The 16213-nt window shown below is 63.5% G+C and carries 16 protein-coding genes; 7 read left to right on the forward strand and 9 right to left on the reverse strand.

Features of this window, described 5'->3' with window-relative positions; translation table 11 throughout:
- Positions 1–121 precede the first annotated feature (121 nt).
- The 5 genes from gatA to ACXYMS_RS12285 all read right to left on the reverse strand — a co-directional run bounded on the left by gatA (position 122) and on the right by ACXYMS_RS12285 (position 4273).
- Positions 122–1606, reverse strand: coding sequence for an Asp-tRNA(Asn)/Glu-tRNA(Gln) amidotransferase subunit GatA (gene gatA, locus ACXYMS_RS12265; protein ID WP_458906656.1), 1485 nt, complete (start codon positions 1604–1606; stop codon positions 122–124).
- A complete protein-coding gene (locus ACXYMS_RS12270) occupies positions 1603–2121 on the reverse strand; it encodes a GNAT family N-acetyltransferase (protein WP_458906658.1) in 519 nt (172 codons plus the stop codon). The genes gatA and ACXYMS_RS12270 overlap by 4 nt, the downstream gene beginning before the upstream one ends.
- Positions 2122–2409, reverse strand: a complete 288-nt coding sequence (gatC, locus tag ACXYMS_RS12275) for an Asp-tRNA(Asn)/Glu-tRNA(Gln) amidotransferase subunit GatC (RefSeq protein ID WP_458906659.1) — start codon at positions 2407–2409, stop codon at positions 2122–2124.
- A gap of 86 nt (positions 2410–2495) precedes the next feature.
- Positions 2496–3020 carry a hypothetical protein gene (locus ACXYMS_RS12280; protein ID WP_458906661.1) on the reverse strand — a complete coding sequence of 175 codons (525 nt, stop codon included), beginning with the start codon at positions 3018–3020 and terminating at the stop codon, positions 2496–2498.
- Complete coding sequence (locus ACXYMS_RS12285; RefSeq protein ID WP_458906663.1) at positions 3017–4273, reverse strand: FAD-dependent monooxygenase; 1257 nt, start codon at positions 4271–4273, stop codon at positions 3017–3019. The genes ACXYMS_RS12280 and ACXYMS_RS12285 overlap by 4 nt, the downstream gene beginning before the upstream one ends.
- Positions 4274–4328: 55 nt before the next feature.
- Here ACXYMS_RS12285 and ruvX point away from each other — a divergent pair, with 55 nt between their 5' ends.
- Complete coding sequence (gene ruvX / locus ACXYMS_RS12290) at positions 4329–4793, forward strand: Holliday junction resolvase RuvX (RefSeq protein ID WP_458906664.1); 465 nt, start codon at positions 4329–4331, stop codon at positions 4791–4793.
- On the opposite strand, the gene ACXYMS_RS12295 is transcribed toward ruvX, so the two are convergent.
- A complete protein-coding gene (locus ACXYMS_RS12295; protein WP_458906666.1) occupies positions 4790–5743 on the reverse strand; it encodes an AraC family transcriptional regulator in 954 nt (317 codons plus the stop codon). The two genes, ruvX and ACXYMS_RS12295, sit on opposite strands and share 4 nt — an antisense overlap.
- A gap of 128 nt (positions 5744–5871) precedes the next feature.
- Here ACXYMS_RS12295 and ACXYMS_RS12300 point away from each other — a divergent pair, with 128 nt between their 5' ends.
- From ACXYMS_RS12300 to ACXYMS_RS12320, 5 genes are all read left to right on the forward strand, one after another.
- Positions 5872–6699 carry an NmrA family NAD(P)-binding protein gene (locus tag ACXYMS_RS12300; RefSeq protein WP_458906668.1) on the forward strand — a complete coding sequence of 276 codons (828 nt, stop codon included), beginning with the start codon at positions 5872–5874 and terminating at the stop codon, positions 6697–6699.
- A 3-nt stretch (positions 6700–6702) separates the two neighbouring features.
- Positions 6703–7098: a DUF4345 domain-containing protein gene (locus tag ACXYMS_RS12305; RefSeq protein WP_458906670.1), complete on the forward strand. Its 396-nt coding sequence runs from the start codon at positions 6703–6705 to the stop codon at positions 7096–7098.
- A 77-nt stretch (positions 7099–7175) separates the two neighbouring features.
- Positions 7176–8150 (forward strand): aspartate carbamoyltransferase catalytic subunit, encoded by a 975-nt coding sequence (locus tag ACXYMS_RS12310; protein ID WP_458906672.1) that lies wholly within the window; start codon positions 7176–7178, stop codon positions 8148–8150.
- Positions 8147–9445 (forward strand): dihydroorotase, encoded by a 1299-nt coding sequence (gene pyrC / locus ACXYMS_RS12315; RefSeq protein WP_458906674.1) that lies wholly within the window; start codon positions 8147–8149, stop codon positions 9443–9445. Before ACXYMS_RS12310 ends, pyrC begins: the two co-directional genes overlap by 4 nt.
- Positions 9442–10485, forward strand: a complete 1044-nt coding sequence (locus ACXYMS_RS12320; protein ID WP_458906675.1) for a dipeptidase — start codon at positions 9442–9444, stop codon at positions 10483–10485. The genes pyrC and ACXYMS_RS12320 overlap by 4 nt, the downstream gene beginning before the upstream one ends.
- Before the next feature lie 133 nt (positions 10486–10618).
- On the opposite strand, the gene topA is transcribed toward ACXYMS_RS12320, so the two are convergent.
- Positions 10619–13237 (reverse strand): type I DNA topoisomerase, encoded by a 2619-nt coding sequence (topA, locus tag ACXYMS_RS12325; RefSeq protein WP_458906677.1) that lies wholly within the window; start codon positions 13235–13237, stop codon positions 10619–10621.
- Between the two features lie 127 nt (positions 13238–13364).
- Here topA and murB point away from each other — a divergent pair, with 127 nt between their 5' ends.
- Positions 13365–14384, forward strand: coding sequence for a UDP-N-acetylmuramate dehydrogenase (gene murB, locus ACXYMS_RS12330; protein WP_458906678.1), 1020 nt, complete (start codon positions 13365–13367; stop codon positions 14382–14384).
- On the opposite strand, the gene dprA is transcribed toward murB, so the two are convergent.
- Positions 14381–15508 carry a DNA-processing protein DprA gene (dprA, locus tag ACXYMS_RS12335; RefSeq protein WP_458906680.1) on the reverse strand — a complete coding sequence of 376 codons (1128 nt, stop codon included), beginning with the start codon at positions 15506–15508 and terminating at the stop codon, positions 14381–14383. The two genes, murB and dprA, sit on opposite strands and share 4 nt — an antisense overlap.
- Positions 15508–16116 carry a glycerol-3-phosphate 1-O-acyltransferase PlsY gene (plsY, locus tag ACXYMS_RS12340; protein WP_458906681.1) on the reverse strand — a complete coding sequence of 203 codons (609 nt, stop codon included), beginning with the start codon at positions 16114–16116 and terminating at the stop codon, positions 15508–15510. Before plsY ends, dprA begins: the two co-directional genes overlap by 1 nt.
- Positions 16117–16213 lie beyond the last annotated feature (97 nt).

Raw genomic sequence — 16213 nt, forward strand, 5'->3', positions numbered from 1 at the left:
TCCTGTTGGCCCGGACGCTGCCGCAGTTCGCGTCTCTACCAGTTTCAACTTGTGCATGGGCCGCAAATAGTGCGGATCGGCGGCGCAATCAAGCGCAAGCCAACGTGTAGCAGGTTACGCCCTACCACCACCGCTTGGGTGCAAAGTCCCCGTCGGCACTCTTTTCGATAACACGCGCCGCCGCAAACAGTGTCTCTTCGTCGAACGGCTTGCCGATCAATTGCAGCCCGAGCGGCAACCCGGCCCCGTCCTTGCCGGCCGGCACGGCAATGCCCGGCAGGCCCGCCATATTGACGGTCACGGTGAAGATGTCGTTGAGATACATCGCGACTGGATCAGCGGCCAATGCTTCATCGCCAATGCCAAAAGCCGCTGACGGTGTCGCCGGTGTCAGGATGGCGTCGACGCCCGCATTGAAGGCATCCTCAAAATCCTTCTTGATCAGCGTGCGCACCTTCTGGGCCTTGACATAATAGGCGTCGAAATAGCCAGCCGACAGCACATAGGTCCCGATCATGATGCGGCGCTTCACCTCGCGACCGAAGCCGGCGGCGCGGGTCATCTCGTACATGTCGGTGATGTCCTTGCCCGACACCCGCAGTCCATATTTGACGCCATCATAGCGCGCCAGGTTGGACGAGGCCTCGGCCGGCGCCACAATGTAATAGGCCGGCAGGGCATATTTGGTGTGCGGCAGCGAGATGTCCTTGACGCTCGCGCCCTCGGCCTTGAGCCATTCCAGGCCCTCCGACCAGAGTTTTTCGATCTCTTCCGGCATGCCGTCCATCCGGTATTCCCTGGGCACGCCGATGGTGAGGCCCTTGACGCCGCGTTCGACCGCCGCCGCAAAATCAGGCACAGCCAGATCAACGCTGGTCGAATCCTTCGGGTCGAACCCGGCCATGGAGGTCATCAGGATCGCCGCATCTTCCACCGTGCGGGCAATAGGGCCGGCTTGGTCGAGCGATGAAGCGAACGCCACAACGCCCCAGCGCGAGCACCGGCCATAAGTCGGCTTGATGCCCACCGTGCCAGTAAACGCCGCCGGCTGGCGGATGGAGCCGCCGGTATCGGTTGCCGTCGCGCCGGCACAGAGCCAGGCCGAAACCGCCGCCGCCGAACCGCCCGATGAGCCACCCGGCACCAGGTTGGCATTGCTGCCTTCGGCGCGGAACGGGCTGACCACGGGGCCGTAATAGGAGGTCTCGTTGGACGAACCCATGGCGAATTCGTCCATGTTGAGCTTGCCCAGCATGACGGCACCATCGCGCCAGAGATTGCCGGTCACGGTGGACTCATATTCCGGCTTGAAGCCATCGAGGATATGGCTGGCCGCCTGGGTATGAACGCCCTTGGTACCGAACAAGTCCTTGATGCCAAGCGGAATGCCTTCAAGCGCCCCACCCTGCCCCTGCGCCAGCCTGGCGTCACTGGCCTTGGCCATGTCGCGCGCCTGATCGGGCGTGGTCGCCACATAGGCATTGAGCTTGGGATTAGCCGCTTCGATGGCGCCGATATAGGCGTCGGTAAGCTCAAGCGCGGTAAAGCTCTTGTCATTGAGGCCCTTGCGGGCATCGGCGAGGCTCAGCTTGGTCAGGTCAGTCAACGCAATTCTCTTTCATTCGTCACGTCAGCCGTCGCAACAAATGCCGGCGACGTCAAATTCATCTCAAAAAAGGCCGACCATTCGCTGTCGGGATAATCGAGAAACGGTCCGCGCGGCACAAACCCGTAACGGGTATAGAGCCGATGCGCCTCGGCCATGCCGTCGCCAGTGCCGGTTTCCAGCATCACCACCGGCAGTCCGCGCTCCCGCGCCAGATTGGCGATTCGCTCCAGCAATTGCCGGCCTACCCGCTGCCCCCGCACCTCGGGAACGGTGAACATGCGCTTGACCTCGCCCAATTCGGGACCGTGCACCTTGAGCGCACCCATGCCCACGGCCTTGCCGGTCGCGTCACGCGCCACGAACAGCGTCGTCGCGCTGTCGGCCATCTGCTCGACACTCATCTTGAACTGGAATTCGAGCGGCGACAGCGGCAGCAGGTGGTCGTTGAGTTGCGCAACCAGCGCCCGCACATCGTCCTGAAGCGGCGTCTCGATTGCGATCGAGATGCTCATCTATTCGACCACCTTGGGGACCATGAAGAAATTATCCTCGGTCAGGGGCGCATTGCTGACGATCTTGTCGGCATAGCTGCCATCGGTGACGACATCGTCGCGGCGGCGCAGCGTCATCGGCGTCACCGAGGTCATGGCCTCGACGCCATCGACATTGACCTCGCCCAATTGCTCGACAAAACCAAGAATCGCATTGAGCTCATCCTGGTAACCAGCGACCTCGTCTTCCTCGATGCGAATACGGGCAAGGCGCCCGATGCGCTTGACGGTGGCGGCGTCGACAGACATGCGAAAACTCCTGCAGGAAAGGCGTGTTGCCGCTTCATTAGCAATGCAGCGCGGCAAATGACAATGAAAATGCCTTATGCGGAGGATCAGCTTTCCACGGCCAGTCCCGGTTCAAGCGCCAGCAGCGCCGTCCCATCGAGCAGATCGCGCACGGCATCGATGGCGGCGCCGATCTCGGCCTCGCTCCCGGCCAGCGCCATCAATCTGGGCCGATCCCCTCCCAGCAGGGCCGTCCCTCGGCCCGCAAGCTGCTCTCCGGCGAGGATAATCACCGCCTTTTCGGCCCATCGCCCCAGCGCCGGATTGCCAGATCCGAGCAGGAGCAGCGGCATGTCATCGTCGCCATCGATGAGCAGGCCGGTCCGGCCCACCGACCAGAACTGCACGGGACGCTGGCTATCCCCCTCATCCAGCAGCCGTTCGGCCGGCCGTCGCTTCCAGTCTGCCGCATCCGCCTCGGAATGTCGGTCACCCAGCGTCACGACATGGTCGGCGCCGCTCACCAGCTCATTGCGATCAATTCCCTCCGGCGCCGATTGCGCATCGATCACCAGGATCTGGCCGCCAATCTGAATGCGAAATGTCGTTCCACCGAACCAGGTGATCTTCAAACCGCAGTCTCCGGCCGGAAAGTCAGCCTCATGTCGGCCGCGCCTTCGATAAAGCGCCGCGTTGCCGGGCGGCCGAGTATCCAACGCCCGGCCCTTCCCACCAGACCCATCGGCACCAGCCGCAGAAACGGTGCCATCGCCTGCATGCGGGCCAGTTGCGTCCCGGTCTTGTTCTGTTCGGCCTGGATTTTTTCAACCTCCGGTCGGCGTTCTGCCTCGAAAGCCGAGGCTGCGGTATCGAGTGTTTCGCCGCCGGCGCCAGCCAGAAGTCCGGGGCCGAGATGATTGGCCAGGATGACGGCGTCGCGCAACGCGATATTGATCCCCTGCGCCCCGACCGGCGACATCGGATGGGCCGCGTCACCCATCAGCACTAGTCCCGGAACCGACCATTTCGGCAGCATTCCGCAGATAACATCGAGCAGGAATGGGTCGCTGGCCTCGTCGCGATGGGCATTGAACAGGGTCAGCAAGGGCGGCGGCAGGACACTCGCCAGATGACCCTTCCAGTCCTCGCCCTCAGAGCCACGGAAGCTGCGATAGCTGCCCTTGGCGATGATCCGGCCGATCTGGACGTGATCATTCTCTGCCGGAAAGGCCAGCCCGAAAAAATCATCGAGCAGGAACCCGAAGGCCTGGCCGCGTGGCACGGGTTCGCCCCGCGGCACGCGGCACCAGACGACGTCGAATTCCTGCTGGTTGCCCTGCAATTCGAGCCCCAGCCGCTTGCGGGCAATCGAGTAACGGCCATCGGCAGCGATGACATAATCGACCGCCAGATCCCGCTCGCCACCTTCGCCGCCCAATTGCAGACCCACGACCCGTCCACCTTCGACCAACAGGTCGCGCACCACAGTGCCGCGCAGCAGCGTGAAATTGGCAAAGGCCGCACTCTGTTCCGCCAGCATTTCAATGAGGCGCGGCTGCGCCAGCAGCCGGATGAACTGGCTGCCAGCCGGCAATATCTTATCCAAATCGACGCTCAGGAAGCGCTTGCCGCGTGAATAGAGCTGCATGCTGCGGATCGGCTCTGACGGCAGCGCTTCGAATGCGTCCCAAAGTCCGGCCTCGCGAATGGCCCGCATGCCGCCCGGCGTCATGCCGTCGCCACGAAACTCGCGGGAAAAATCGCTGTGCCGCTCGATCAGCGTCACCTTGATGCCCATGCGCGTTAGCAGCCACGCGGTGAGCGCTCCCCCCGGTCCGGCCCCGATAATGGCGACATGCAGCGGCCCGCCTGCCTGGCTCGACATTGGCGACTCCTGCGCCTATTGAGACTTCCCCAGAGCTACACCGCGAAAGTGCCTCATGCCAAGCGCCCTGCCCGATGACCCCCTTGCCCTGATCCCCGACAGCGGCAGGATTCTCGGCCTGGACCTGGGCACCAAGACCATTGGCGTCGCGATTTCCGACGGCATGCGATATTCGGCTACGCCGCTCGAAACCATCAAGCGCACCAAATTCACCCAGGATGCCGAACGCATCGTCGAGCTGATCGCCGAGAACCAGGTGGCGGCGATCCTGCTCGGCCTGCCGCTCAATATGGACGGTACGGAAGGGCCGCGGGTCCAATCGACCCGCGCCTTTGCCCGCAACCTGGCGCCCAGGATAAATCTGCCTATCGCCTTTTGGGACGAGCGACTTTCCACCTCCGCCGTCACCCGTATGATGATCGAGGCCGATATGCGGCGCGACCGGCGTGCCGAGGTCGTCGACAAGCTTGCGGCCAGCTACATCCTGCAGGGCGCGCTCGACCGGCTGCGCAACCGCTAACCCGCGCGCCGTAAACTGCCCGGCGGCTCTCCAAAAAATTGCTTGAATGCCCGCCCGAAGGCCGCTTCCGACTGATAGCCGGCGCTGCGGGCAATGTGCCCGATGCTGTCCCGCCCCCCGACAATGGCCAGGCGCGCCCGCTGCAAGCGCCAGTCGGTGAGGTAGCGCATGGCTGGTTGCCCGACCATTTCGGTGAAGCGCGCGGCAAAGCCGGACCGCGACATGCCCGCCAGCCGTGCCAGCGCCTCCAATGTCCAGTCTTCGGCGGGCGAGCGGTGCATGGCCACCAGAGCCTGTCCCAATTGGCGGTCGCGCAGGGCCGCCAACCACCCGGTCTGCGCTTCCGGCGCCGTATCCAGCCACGTTCTTATCGCCTGGATGATGAGGATGTCGGCCAGTCTGGTAATCACCGCCTCGCCGCCCGGTTTCAGCGCCGCCGCCTCATGGGAAATGAGGTCGAGCGTGCTGCGCAGCCAGATCCCGCCCGCATCGCGCCAGCGATCGACGATCAGCACTTCAGGCAAAAGCTCCACCAGTCGCCGAGCCGCGACATCATCAAAGGACACGACGCCGGTCATCGCCCGCGTCACCGGGCCCGGCCCGGCAATGTCCATCATTTCATAGCGTTCGCTGATCTTGGTGGCAGGTAGATCGAACAGCGGCACTGCCTTTCCATCTGCCGCGCTGACCAGGTCCACCGGCGTCCCCCGCGGCAGCACCACCATGCTGCCCTCCTGCACCAGCACTGGCTTCCGTCCGGCGAGTCGCATCCACCCATCGCCCGATATGATGACGATGAACAGCATCGAGCGCTCCATCTGCGGCAGCGCCACACCCCACGGGGCCGCCAGTTCGGCGCGACAATACAGCGTGCCGTTCAGCCGCAGCATGTGCAACACGTCGCCAAGTGGATCGACCGCATCCGGCGGTTGAAAATGAACCACATCCATCGCCTTGTCTCCTCGTCCGCGTCCGACCATAACTTTGGACGAACTGCATAGATAACTGGCAATAGCGCGATGGAAAGTCCAGCCTCCATCGCCGATCTCTCGGATGCAACGCAAACGGGAGACTTCTCATGACCGCTTCATCCATCCTCGTGATCGGGGCCTCCGGCAAGGTCGGCAGTCGCGTCCTCGCCAACCTTGCCGCAGCGGGCCACGCCGCTCGTCCGGCGGGCCGCCGGACACCCCTGCCCTTCGACTGGCAGGATCGCTCAAACTGGGCCGAACACTTTATCGGGGTCGAAACCGCCTTCGTTTCCTACTATCCCGATCTCGCCGCGCCCCAGGGTGCTGCCGATATCGCTGCCCTGGCGGCTGCCGCTAAAACAGCAGGCCTCAGGCGCATGGTCCTGCTCTCGGGCCGGGGTGAAAGCGGGGCTGTCCGGGCCGAAAACACGCTGCGCGACAGCGGCCTCGGCTACACCATCCTGCGCGCCGCCTTCTTCAACCAGAACTTCTCCGAAGGCATGATGTATCCCGGTGTCATGGGCGGGGTGCTGGCCTTGCCCGCCGGCACGCGCACCGAACCCTTTGTTGATGTCGACGACATTGCCGAAATCGGCGCCTCTGCTCTTGTCGACGACCGTCACCACAATACTCTCTACGAACTCACCGGCCCGCGCCTTCTCACCTTTGCCGACGCCGTGGCCGAAATCGGTGCTGCCACCGGCCGCAATCTCGCCTATGAGCCCATTTCACTGGACGATTTTCACGCCGCCATGATCCCCGAAATCGGCCCTGACGATGCCGGGCTATACACCGAGCTTTTCCGCGAACTCTTCGACGGCCGCAACGAAAGCCTGACCCAGGGCGTCCAGCAGGCGCTGGGTCGCCCTCCTCGCGATTTCGCCAATTACTGCCGCGACGTCGCGCGCGCCGGTGGTTGGCAACAGGCGGCGTGATCCATGATATGGGTCAATCGCATCCTGCTTGGCCTTGGCGCGGTGACGGCCATTGTCCTCGCGCTCGCCATCCTCTTCCTGCCCGGACCCTTCTATGCCGGCTACGGCATTGATCCCGCCGGGCAGGTCAGCCTTCTCAACGAACTCAAGGCGCCGGCGCTGGTCATTCTTGCGCTGGGATTGATACAGGGGGCTGGCCTGATCCGGGCCAGTTGGCAGCGCAACGGCCTTCTGGCCGGCGCCCTGCTCTATCTCGGATTCGGCCTGGCCCGTCTGCTCGCTATCCTTCTCGATGGCTTGCCCGCCAATGGCCTCGTCTGGGTCATGGCCATCGAACTGCTGCTGGGCCTGTTCTTTGCCCTCGCCCTTTGGCGGCAAAGACCCGCATTGGCCGGATAAATGCGCGAAACCGGACGGGGCACCTTGCCCCGTCCATCTCTCTCGGCTAGACCGCAGCAAATCGCAAGGGATGCGACATGCCGCAATCGAGCTCCAGCGCCGCCAGGTCCTCTGGCGACTTTCCCCCGTTCCGACAGCGTCATTTGATTTCCATTGCTGATCTCAAGCAGCATGAAATCATCGACCTGCTCGAGCGCGCCCAGGGGATGATCGAGGTTTCCCGGCAGGAGCGGAAATCGCACCCGACGCTCTCGGGCAAGACCCAAATCAATCTCTTCTTCGAACCCTCTACCCGAACGCAATCGTCCTTCGAGATTGCCGGCAAGCGCCTCGGTGCCCTGGTGGTCAATATGTCGGTCAAGACCAGTTCGGTCTCCAAGGGTGAAACCCTGGTCGATACCGCCGCAACGCTCAACGCCATGCGCCCCGACGTGCTGGTGGTTCGTCATTCGGCAGCGGGCGCGGTGGAACTGCTCGGCCAGAAGGTCGGCTGCGCTGTGATCAATGCCGGTGACGGCGCTCATGAGCATCCCACCCAGGCCCTGCTCGACGCACTGACCATTCGTAACCACAAGGGCACGCTTGCCGGGCTGACTGTCGCCATTTGCGGCGATATCGCCAATTCCCGCGTCGCTCGCTCCAACCTGCTGCTGCTCGGCGCACTCAATGTCCGCACCCGGGTCATCGCCCCGCGCACCCTTCTGCCAGCCGGAATCGAGCACCTCGCCACCGAGGTCTTCACTGACATGGAAGAAGGGCTGAAGGGCGTCGACGTCGTCATGATGCTGCGCCTGCAGCATGAGCGCGCCAATGGCAGGATGATTCCCTCGGTGCGCGAATATTACCGCTTCTATGGCCTGGACGAACAAAAGCTCGCCTTCGCCAGGCCGGACGCCATTGTCATGCATCCGGGCCCCATGAACCGGGGCGTCGAGATCGACCCGGCCATTGCCGATGGCCCGCGCAGCGTCATCAACGATCAGGTAGAAATGGGGGTCGCCGTCCGCATGGCCGTGCTAGACGCCCTGCTCCCGGCGAGGAACGCGCCATGACCCGGCCTCTCATCATCGATAATGCCCGCATCCTCGACCCGGCCTCCGGCACCGACCAGATCGGCGCCGTGCTGATCGAGGATGGCCGCATCACCGATCTGGTCCTCGGCGGCCCCGCGGGCGTTCCCGACAATGCCGAGGTCATCAATGCCGGCGGACTGGTGCTGGCGCCCGGGCTGGTCGACATGCGCGTCTTTGTCGGCGAACCCGGCAAGGAATATCGCGAGACCCTGGCCTCGGCCGGTGCTGCTGCTGTCGCCGGTGGCGTTACCAGTTTCGTGATGATGCCCGACACCAGCCCCACCGTCGATGACGGGGCCCTGGTGGACTTCCTCATCCGCCGCGCCGAAGCCCAGTCTCCGGCTCGTATCCTGCCAGCCGCTGCCATCACCAAGGGGCTGGGCGGCAAGGAAATCACTGAATTCGGCCTCCTCAAGGAAGCCGGCGCCGTTTGCCTCACCGATGGCGCGCGCTCGATCCAGTCCAGCGCCCTTCTGCGCAGCGCCATGGGCTATGCGGCCAATTTCGACATGCCGTTCATTCACCACCTCCTGGATGCCAGTTTGGCCGGCGACGGCGTCATGAATGAAGGGCTCTTCGCTACCGTACTCGGCCTCAAGGGTCTTCCACGCGAGGCCGAAACCATCCCTCTCGCCCGCGACCTGCAACTCGCCGCCCTGACAAAAGTCCGCTACCACGCCGCCCAGGTTTCGACCGCCGGCTCGATTGACCTGCTCGCGGCAGCGAAATCGGGTAACGCCTCGGTTACTGCCGGTCTCTCGATCAACAATCTCTGCCTCAATGAAAACGACATCGGTCGCTACCGCACCTATTTCAAGCTCAATCCGCCGCTGCGCAGCGAGGATGACCGGCAGGCCATGATCGAGGGCCTAAAGTCAGGCGCCATCGACACCGTGCATTCCGATCACGACCCGCAGGATTCCGAGGTCAAGCGCCAGCCATTCGCCGAGGCCTCCAACGGCGCCATCGGCCTCGAAACCCTGCTCGCGGCCGCCCTGCGCCTCGTGCATTCCGGCGATGTGGACCTGCTGACCATCCTGCGCGCCATGACCAGCCGCCCGGCTGAGATCCTCGGGCTCGAAACTGGTCGCATCGCGCGCGGCGCGCCCGCCGACCTCATCCTCGTCGACCTCGACTATCCCTGGCAGGTCACCGAAAAAAGTTTCCGCTCCCGCTCGCGCAATACCAGCTTTGAGGACGCCCGCATGCAGGGCAAGGTCATGCGCACCCTGGTCGGCGGCAAGACCGTGTTCATCAACGAGGTCCAGGAGTGAACATTCCCTTCTTCGATGGCCACAACGACACCCTGCTGCGCCTTCTCGAAAAGCCCCGCGAGACCCGCGTTTCCAGCTTTGTCCAGGGCGGCGGCGAGGGGCATATCGATCTCCCCCGTGCAAAAAATGCAGGCATGGCAGGCGGCTTCTTCGCCATGTTCCCCCCGCCGGTAAAGACCAGTCTGGCCGGCGTGGCGACACCTGATTACGCCAAGGGCGACCTGCCTCCGCTCCTTGACATCGCCGATGCCCAACACGCGACCAATGGCATGGCTGCGCTGCTGCTTGAGCTTGATCGCGTCGGCGCCCTTAACATCTGCCGTTCGGCCGGGGACATCCGCTCCGCTATGGCGCAGGATAAGTTGGCGGCCATTTTTCACATAGAGGGCGCGGAGGCCATCGACACCGAATTTCGCGCCTTTGAGGTGCTTTACGCGGCCGGTCTAAGGTCCATCGGCATCACCTGGAGCCGCGCTAATGCCTTTGGCACCGGCGTACCCTTCCGCTTCAATGCCGATCCCGATGTCGGCCCGGGCCTCACCGATGCCGGCAAGGACCTGGTCCGCCTCTGTGACGAACGCGGTGTGCTGATCGATCTCAGCCATCTCAACGCCGCGGGCTTCCGCGACGTGGCGGCGATCTCCACCAAGCCGCTGGTCGCCACCCATTCCAATGTCCACGCCATCTGTCCCACCACGCGCAACCTCACCGACTGGCAACTGGCCGCCATCCGCGACAGCGGCGGCCTGGTCGGCCTCAATTTTGCGACCGGCTTCCTGCGCCCCGACGGACAGTTTCTTGCCGACACGCCCATCGAAATCATGCTGCGCCATGTCGATGCCCTGCTCGAGGCGCTTGGCGAGGATGGCGTGGCCCTGGGCAGCGATTTCGACGGCGCCATGATGCCCGCCGAAATCAGCGACGTCACCGGCGTGCCCAAATTCCTCCAGGCCATGCTCGATAAGGGCTATGGCGAAAGGCTGGTCAGGAAGATTGCGCTGGAAAACTGGCTTGGCATGATCGAGCGGGTGATCGGATGATCTGCCGGATTCCCACTACACGCGATCGTCACCCTCGGGCTTGACCCGAGGGCTCTACCTTGCCGCGCTATTGTAAGTGCAGCCCCCTCGGGTCGAGCTCGAGGGTGACGGTCGTTGGGCAGGAAGGCCTGCCTCAGAAGGGCACGTCTTCCGACTTTGCGATCTTCTTGGCTGCCGGCTTCTTGGCCGGCGCCTTCTTGGCTGCCGGCTTCTTAGCAGCCGGTTTCTTCGCCGCAGCTTTTTTCGCTGGCGCCTTCTTCCTGCCGCCAGTCGCTTCTGCCCGCGCCGCGATCAGGGCAATCGCCTGCTCGACCGTGACATCCTCGGGCTTCAGGTCCTTGGGTAGCGTCGCATTGACCTTGCCCTGGTTCACATAGGGACCGTAGCGCCCGGCGCGTACCGTGATCGGCCCGCCATCGTGCTCGAAGGTCTGGATGGCGGCCACTGCCGCCCCACGTCCACCACGGCCGCCATTGGCGGCCTTCTGCGCAATCAGGTCCACGGCGCGATTGAGCCCCACCGTGAATACCTCTTCCACATCGGGCAGATTGGCGTATTTGCCGTCGTGCAGCAGGAACGGTCCATACCGCCCCAGGCCAGCTGAAATCATCACGCCGGTTTCCGGGTGCAGCCCCACTTCGCGTGGCAGGGACAGCAATTGCAGCGCCTTTTCCAGTGTCAGGCTCGCAGCCTCCCAGCCCTTGGGCAACGATGAGCGCTTCGGCTCCTTGCCTTCGCCCAATTGCACATAGGGCCCGAACCGACCGGACTTGAGATGAACCTCTTCCCCGCTCTCGGGGTCCGTGCCCAGCACGCCGTCACCTGCCGAGGCTTCGGACGACTGCCCTGAGGCCGCATCCGAAAGCTGCATCGTGTGCTTGCATTCGGGATAGTTGGAACAGCCGATGAAGGCACCGAACTTGCCCAGCTTCAGCGACAGCGTGCCGGTGCCGCAGGTGGGGCAACGGCGCGGATCCGAGCCGTCTTCCTTGGCCGGGAAGATATGGTCGGCCAGCATGTCATTGAGGGCATCCAGCACCTCGGAGACGCGCAGATCCTTGATTTCCTCGGTCGCGACCGTGAAGTCCTTCCAGAAATCGCGCAGCAGCACCTTGTAGTCGAGTTCGCCTGCTGAAACCTGGTCCAGCTGCTCCTCGAGCCCGGCGGTAAAGCCATATTCCACATAGCGGGAGAAAAAGCTTTCGAGGAACGAGGTCACGATGCGCCCGCGATCCTCGGGATGCAGCGCCTTGCCCTCGAGCCGGACATAGTCGCGGTCTTTGAGCGTGGTCAGCGTCGCCGCATAGGTGGAGGGCCGGCCGATGCCCAGCTCTTCCATCTTCTTGATCAGGCTCGCTTCGGTATAGCGGGCCGGCGGCTGGGTAAAATGCTGTTCGATCTCGACTTTTTCAAGTTTCGGCTTGTCACCCACGGCGAGAGGCGGCAATTCCCGGCCATCCTCGTCGGCCTCGTCTTCGTCGCCCTTGGCCTCGACGCCATAGAGCGTCAGAAAGCCTGGGAAGGTTACCACCGAGCCGGTGGCGCGCAGGGTCACGGCGCGGCCGGGCACATTGACAGCGATGTCCACGCTGGTGCGGTCGATCTCGGCCGATTTCATCTGAGAGGCCAGCGTACGGCGCCAGATCAGGCCATAGAGCTTGGACTGGTCGGCATCCAGGTTCAGGCTTTCCGGCCGCTTGAACATGTCGGTCGGGCGGACGGCTTCGTGTGCTTCCTGCGCGTTCTTGGCCTTTGTCTGGTAGATTCGGGCCTTTTCGGGGAGATAGTCTTCGCCAAAATATTTCCCGATCACCGATCGGGCCATGGCAATGCCCTCGGGCGCCATCTGAACGGCGTCGGTACGCATATAGGTGATCAACCCATCCTCGTAGAGGCGCTGGGCGATCTGCATGGTTCGGTTGGGCGACAGTCCCAGCCGCGACGACGCATCCTGCTGCAGGCTCGATGTGGTGAAGGGCGCGTAGGGATTGCGCTTGGTCGGCTTCTTTTCAACGTTGGACACGTTGAACTGGCCGCCCTCGATCAGGTTTTTGAGCACGCCGGCATCTTCGCCGGTCTTGATGTCGAGCTTGTCGGTCTTCTTGCCATCGACGGCAAATAGCCGCGCCAGGAAGCTCTTGCCGCCTTCGTTGAGCTTGGCCTCCACCGACCAGTATTCGTCGGCGCGAAAGCGTTCGATCTCGCTTTCGCGGTCCGACACCAGCCGCAGCGCCACCGATTGCACGCGCCCCGCCGAGCGCGAACCCGGCAATTTGCGCCACAGGATCGGCGAGAGCGTGAACCCCACCAGATAGTCGAGCGCCCGGCGCGCCAGATAGGCGTCGACCAGCGGCATGTCGATATCGCGCGGATTGGCCATGGCCGCCGTTACGGCGTCCTTGGTGATGGCGTTGAACACCACGCGCTGCACCGGCACGTCCTTTTTCAGCGCCTTCTTGGCGCGCAGCACGTCCAGGATATGCCAGGAAATGGCCTCGCCTTCGCGATCCGGGTCAGTGGCAAGGATCAGGCCGTCGGCGCTCTTGAGGGCCGATGCAATGTCGGCAACGCGCTTTTTTGCCGCCGTATCGACTTCCCAGGACATGGCGAAATCTTCGTCAGGGCGCACCGAACCATCCTTGGCCGGCAGGTCCCGGATATGGCCGAAGCTGGCCAGGACTTCATAGTCCTTGCCAAGATATTTGTTGATTGTCTTGGCTTTGGCCGGACTTTCAACGACGACGACCTTCATGCAGGGATCCGTTCCGCAACTGTACCTTAAAGAGCGCGCAACATGGTGAAGCGCAATGCCGGTGTCAACGGGCGTCCCAAGCATGCACTTGCCGAACCGGCCTCAACAATGGTGTCTAGGCGCCGATATGACCGATCTCTCAGCTGCCCTGATTCCCGATTTCGACCTTTCGGCCCGCAACACGCTCGCCCTGCGCGCCCGCTCCCGCTTCGGGTTGCTGGTCGACGATGCCGCGATCCTGACGGACCTGTTCGAGACCGCAGCCAGAAGAGGCCTGCCGGTCCGCATCCTTGGCGGTGGCAGCAATGTGGTGCTGTCCGAGGCGTTCGACGGCATCACTGCTCTTCTGACGCTCAAGGGCCGTCGCGTGCTTGACGAGACTGCCGGCCACGCATTGGTCGAAGCCGCAGCCGGCGAGACGTGGCACGAATTCGTCACCTGGACGGTGGAACAGGGCTTTGGCGGGCTGGAAAACCTGGCCCTCATTCCCGGCACCGTCGGGGCCGCCCCGGTGCAGAATATCGGCGCCTATGGGGCCGAGCTGGGCGATTTTTTCCATGCGTTGACCGCCTATGACAGAACAAGCGGGCAAACTCTGGTCTTCGATCGTTCCGCCTGCGCCTTTGCCTACCGGGACAGCCTGTTCAAGCAGCAGCCGAACCGCTTCGTCGTGCTTTCAATTCGCCTCTCCCTGCCCCGGCGCTGGCAGCCCAACCTGGGCTTTGCCGGCCTTTCGAAACTAGCCGATATGGCAGAGATCACACCTCGTCTGGTCATGGATCGCGTCATCGCCCTGCGAACCAGCAAATTGCCAGACTGGCGCACCCATCCCAATGCCGGGTCCTTTTTCCAGAATCCCATCGTTGCGCTGGCCGAAGCCGAGCCCATACTGGCCGAATTCTCAACAGTGCCCAATTTTCCTCAGCCCGATGGACGCACCAAACTCTCCGCCGGGTGGCTCATCGAAAAGTCTGGCCTCAAGGGCCTCCGCATGGGGCCCGTCGGCATGTCCGAGCGCCACGCTCTCGTGGTGGTCAATCACGGAGGCGCCACGCAGGGCGACGTTGCAGCGCTGGCAGGGCATGTGAAGCAGACAGTTTCGGCTCGCTTCAACGTCCACCTCCACGAAGAGCCGATCTTTCTCTAGCTGTAGCGCAGCGCCACCAATTGCCCGCTCGACCACTCGACCTGCCCGCCGATATCGAGTTCCAGCAGCAGGATCTGCATGGCCTGTGGGCTGATACCGGTCTGCGCAATCAGTTCATCGACCTCTACCGGCGTTGAACTGAGCGCCCCGAGCAGACGCTCGCGTTCGTCCGCAGCGGGCTGGACATCGTCAGCCGCCACCCCGTCCGGCTGCCATTCCGGGTCGAACAGCGCGTGGCGCGCCGGATCAGCACTGCCCAACACCTCGACGATGTCGTTGGCATTGGTCACCAGTCGAGCTCCCTGCTGGATCAGCGCATTGCCACCCTCCGCGCGCGGATCGAGTGGCGAGCCGGGCACCGCGAACACATCCCGGTTCTGTTCCAGCGCCAGCCGCGCCGTGATCAGCGAACCCGAGCGCTTCGCGGCCTCGACCACGACAACACCCAGCGACAGACCCGAAACCAACCGGTTACGCCTGGGAAAATCCCGCGCCCGCGGCTCCCATCCCAGCGGCATTTCGGTCAGCAACGCCCCGCCATTGTCGAGAATGTCGTGGGCGAGCGGAATGTTCTCATCGGGATAGATGCGGTCAAATCCGCCAGCCAGTACCGCCACCGTTCCGCTGGAGAGGCTGGCGCGGTGCGCCGCCGTATCGATCCCCCGCGCCAGCCCTGAAACCACCGTATAGCCGCGCTCGCCCAGATCGGTCGCCAGCATGCGGGTCATCTTGACACCGGCGGACGACGCATTGCGCGCGCCTACGATCCCGACTGTGCGCTGCCAATCGAGATGCTCTCCGCCCGCCATGGTGATCAGCGGCGGTGCGCCGGAAATATGGAGCAGATGACCTGGATAGTCTGCCTCGCCCTGGGCCACCAGCCGCGCGCCGAACCGGGAAAGTCCCGCCAACTCATCCTCGGCGCGAGCTTGGCTGATGGGCTGCAGTGGCCGCCCAGCCTTGCGGCTGAGATCAGGCAAGGCCTCGATGGCGGCTTCGGCCGACCCGAAGCGATTGAGCAATTGTCGAAAGGTCACGGGGCCGACATTGTCGGTACGGACCAGACGCAACCAGGCAATGCGTTGGGCCGGCGTGAGCACCTTGGTCACACGGCCCGCTTGCATCAGCCTTCTTTCTTGCTGCTACCAATGGTGGACTCTGTGCCTTTAAGCAGGCGTCCAATGTTTTCCCGGTGCTGGTAGAACAGCAGCAGGGCCAGTCCACTGACCACCAGCGCCAGCCGCTCGCCGGTGAATACATAGGCAAAGATCGGCGCCGTCGCTGCCGCCGTCAGTGCCGCCAGCGACGAAATCTTGCGGGTAAAGGCGATCAGCAGCCAGACGGCGCAGAAGAGGAGGCCCGCGGGCCAGCTCAGCGCCAGCAGCGAGCCGATCATCACCGCCACGCCCTTACCGCCCTTGAAGCCGATCCACACCGGGAAACAATGCCCGAGGAACGCCCCCAGCGCTGCGACCCGCGCCGCATCCTCGCCCCAGAGATAGCGCGCCACCAGGATGGGCGCGATTGCCTTGAGAGCATCGAGCACCAGCGTTGCCCCAGCCACCGGCCTGTTGCCGGTGCGCAGCACATTGGTCGCCCCGATATTGCCAGAGCCGATATCACGGATGTCCCCCAGCCCGGCCGCCTTGGTCAGAATGAGGCCAAAGGGGATGGAGCCCGAGAGATAACCCAGCACCAGCGCAAGGATCAGCAGCAGAATGTCGGATGGCATGAACGCAACCCCTCCTTGTGGCGTTGCGCCAAGGTCTAGCCTCTCACAAGGCAATGTCACAAGAGGGTGAACCCATTTCCTCGCTTAAGAGGCGCCG

The sequence above is a fragment of the Devosia sp. CAU 1758 genome (assembly GCF_054482695.1).

What these genes read in the sequence shown, in the direction of transcription:
- ACXYMS_RS12270 (WP_458906658.1), bottom strand. Translation starts at nt 2,121, where the DNA reads ATGAGCATCTCGATCGCAATCGAGACGCCGCTTCAGGACGATGTGCGG.
- gatC (WP_458906659.1), bottom strand. Translation starts at nt 2,409, where the DNA reads ATGTCTGTCGACGCCGCCACCGTCAAGCGCATCGGGCGCCTTGCCCGT.
- ACXYMS_RS12285 (WP_458906663.1), bottom strand. Translation starts at nt 4,273, where the DNA reads ATGTCGAGCCAGGCAGGCGGGCCGCTGCATGTCGCCATTATCGGGGCC.
- ruvX (WP_458906664.1), top strand. Translation starts at nt 4,329, where the DNA reads ATGCCAAGCGCCCTGCCCGATGACCCCCTTGCCCTGATCCCCGACAGC.
- ACXYMS_RS12295 (WP_458906666.1), bottom strand. Translation starts at nt 5,743, where the DNA reads ATGGATGTGGTTCATTTTCAACCGCCGGATGCGGTCGATCCACTTGGC.
- ACXYMS_RS12300 (WP_458906668.1), top strand. Translation starts at nt 5,872, where the DNA reads ATGACCGCTTCATCCATCCTCGTGATCGGGGCCTCCGGCAAGGTCGGC.
- ACXYMS_RS12305 (WP_458906670.1), top strand. Translation starts at nt 6,703, where the DNA reads ATGATATGGGTCAATCGCATCCTGCTTGGCCTTGGCGCGGTGACGGCC.
- ACXYMS_RS12310 (WP_458906672.1), top strand. Translation starts at nt 7,176, where the DNA reads ATGCCGCAATCGAGCTCCAGCGCCGCCAGGTCCTCTGGCGACTTTCCC.
- pyrC (WP_458906674.1), top strand. Translation starts at nt 8,147, where the DNA reads ATGACCCGGCCTCTCATCATCGATAATGCCCGCATCCTCGACCCGGCC.
- topA (WP_458906677.1), bottom strand. Translation starts at nt 13,237, where the DNA reads ATGAAGGTCGTCGTCGTTGAAAGTCCGGCCAAAGCCAAGACAATCAAC.
- murB (WP_458906678.1), top strand. Translation starts at nt 13,365, where the DNA reads ATGACCGATCTCTCAGCTGCCCTGATTCCCGATTTCGACCTTTCGGCC.
- dprA (WP_458906680.1), bottom strand. Translation starts at nt 15,508, where the DNA reads ATGCAAGCGGGCCGTGTGACCAAGGTGCTCACGCCGGCCCAACGCATT.
- plsY (WP_458906681.1), bottom strand. Translation starts at nt 16,116, where the DNA reads ATGCCATCCGACATTCTGCTGCTGATCCTTGCGCTGGTGCTGGGTTAT.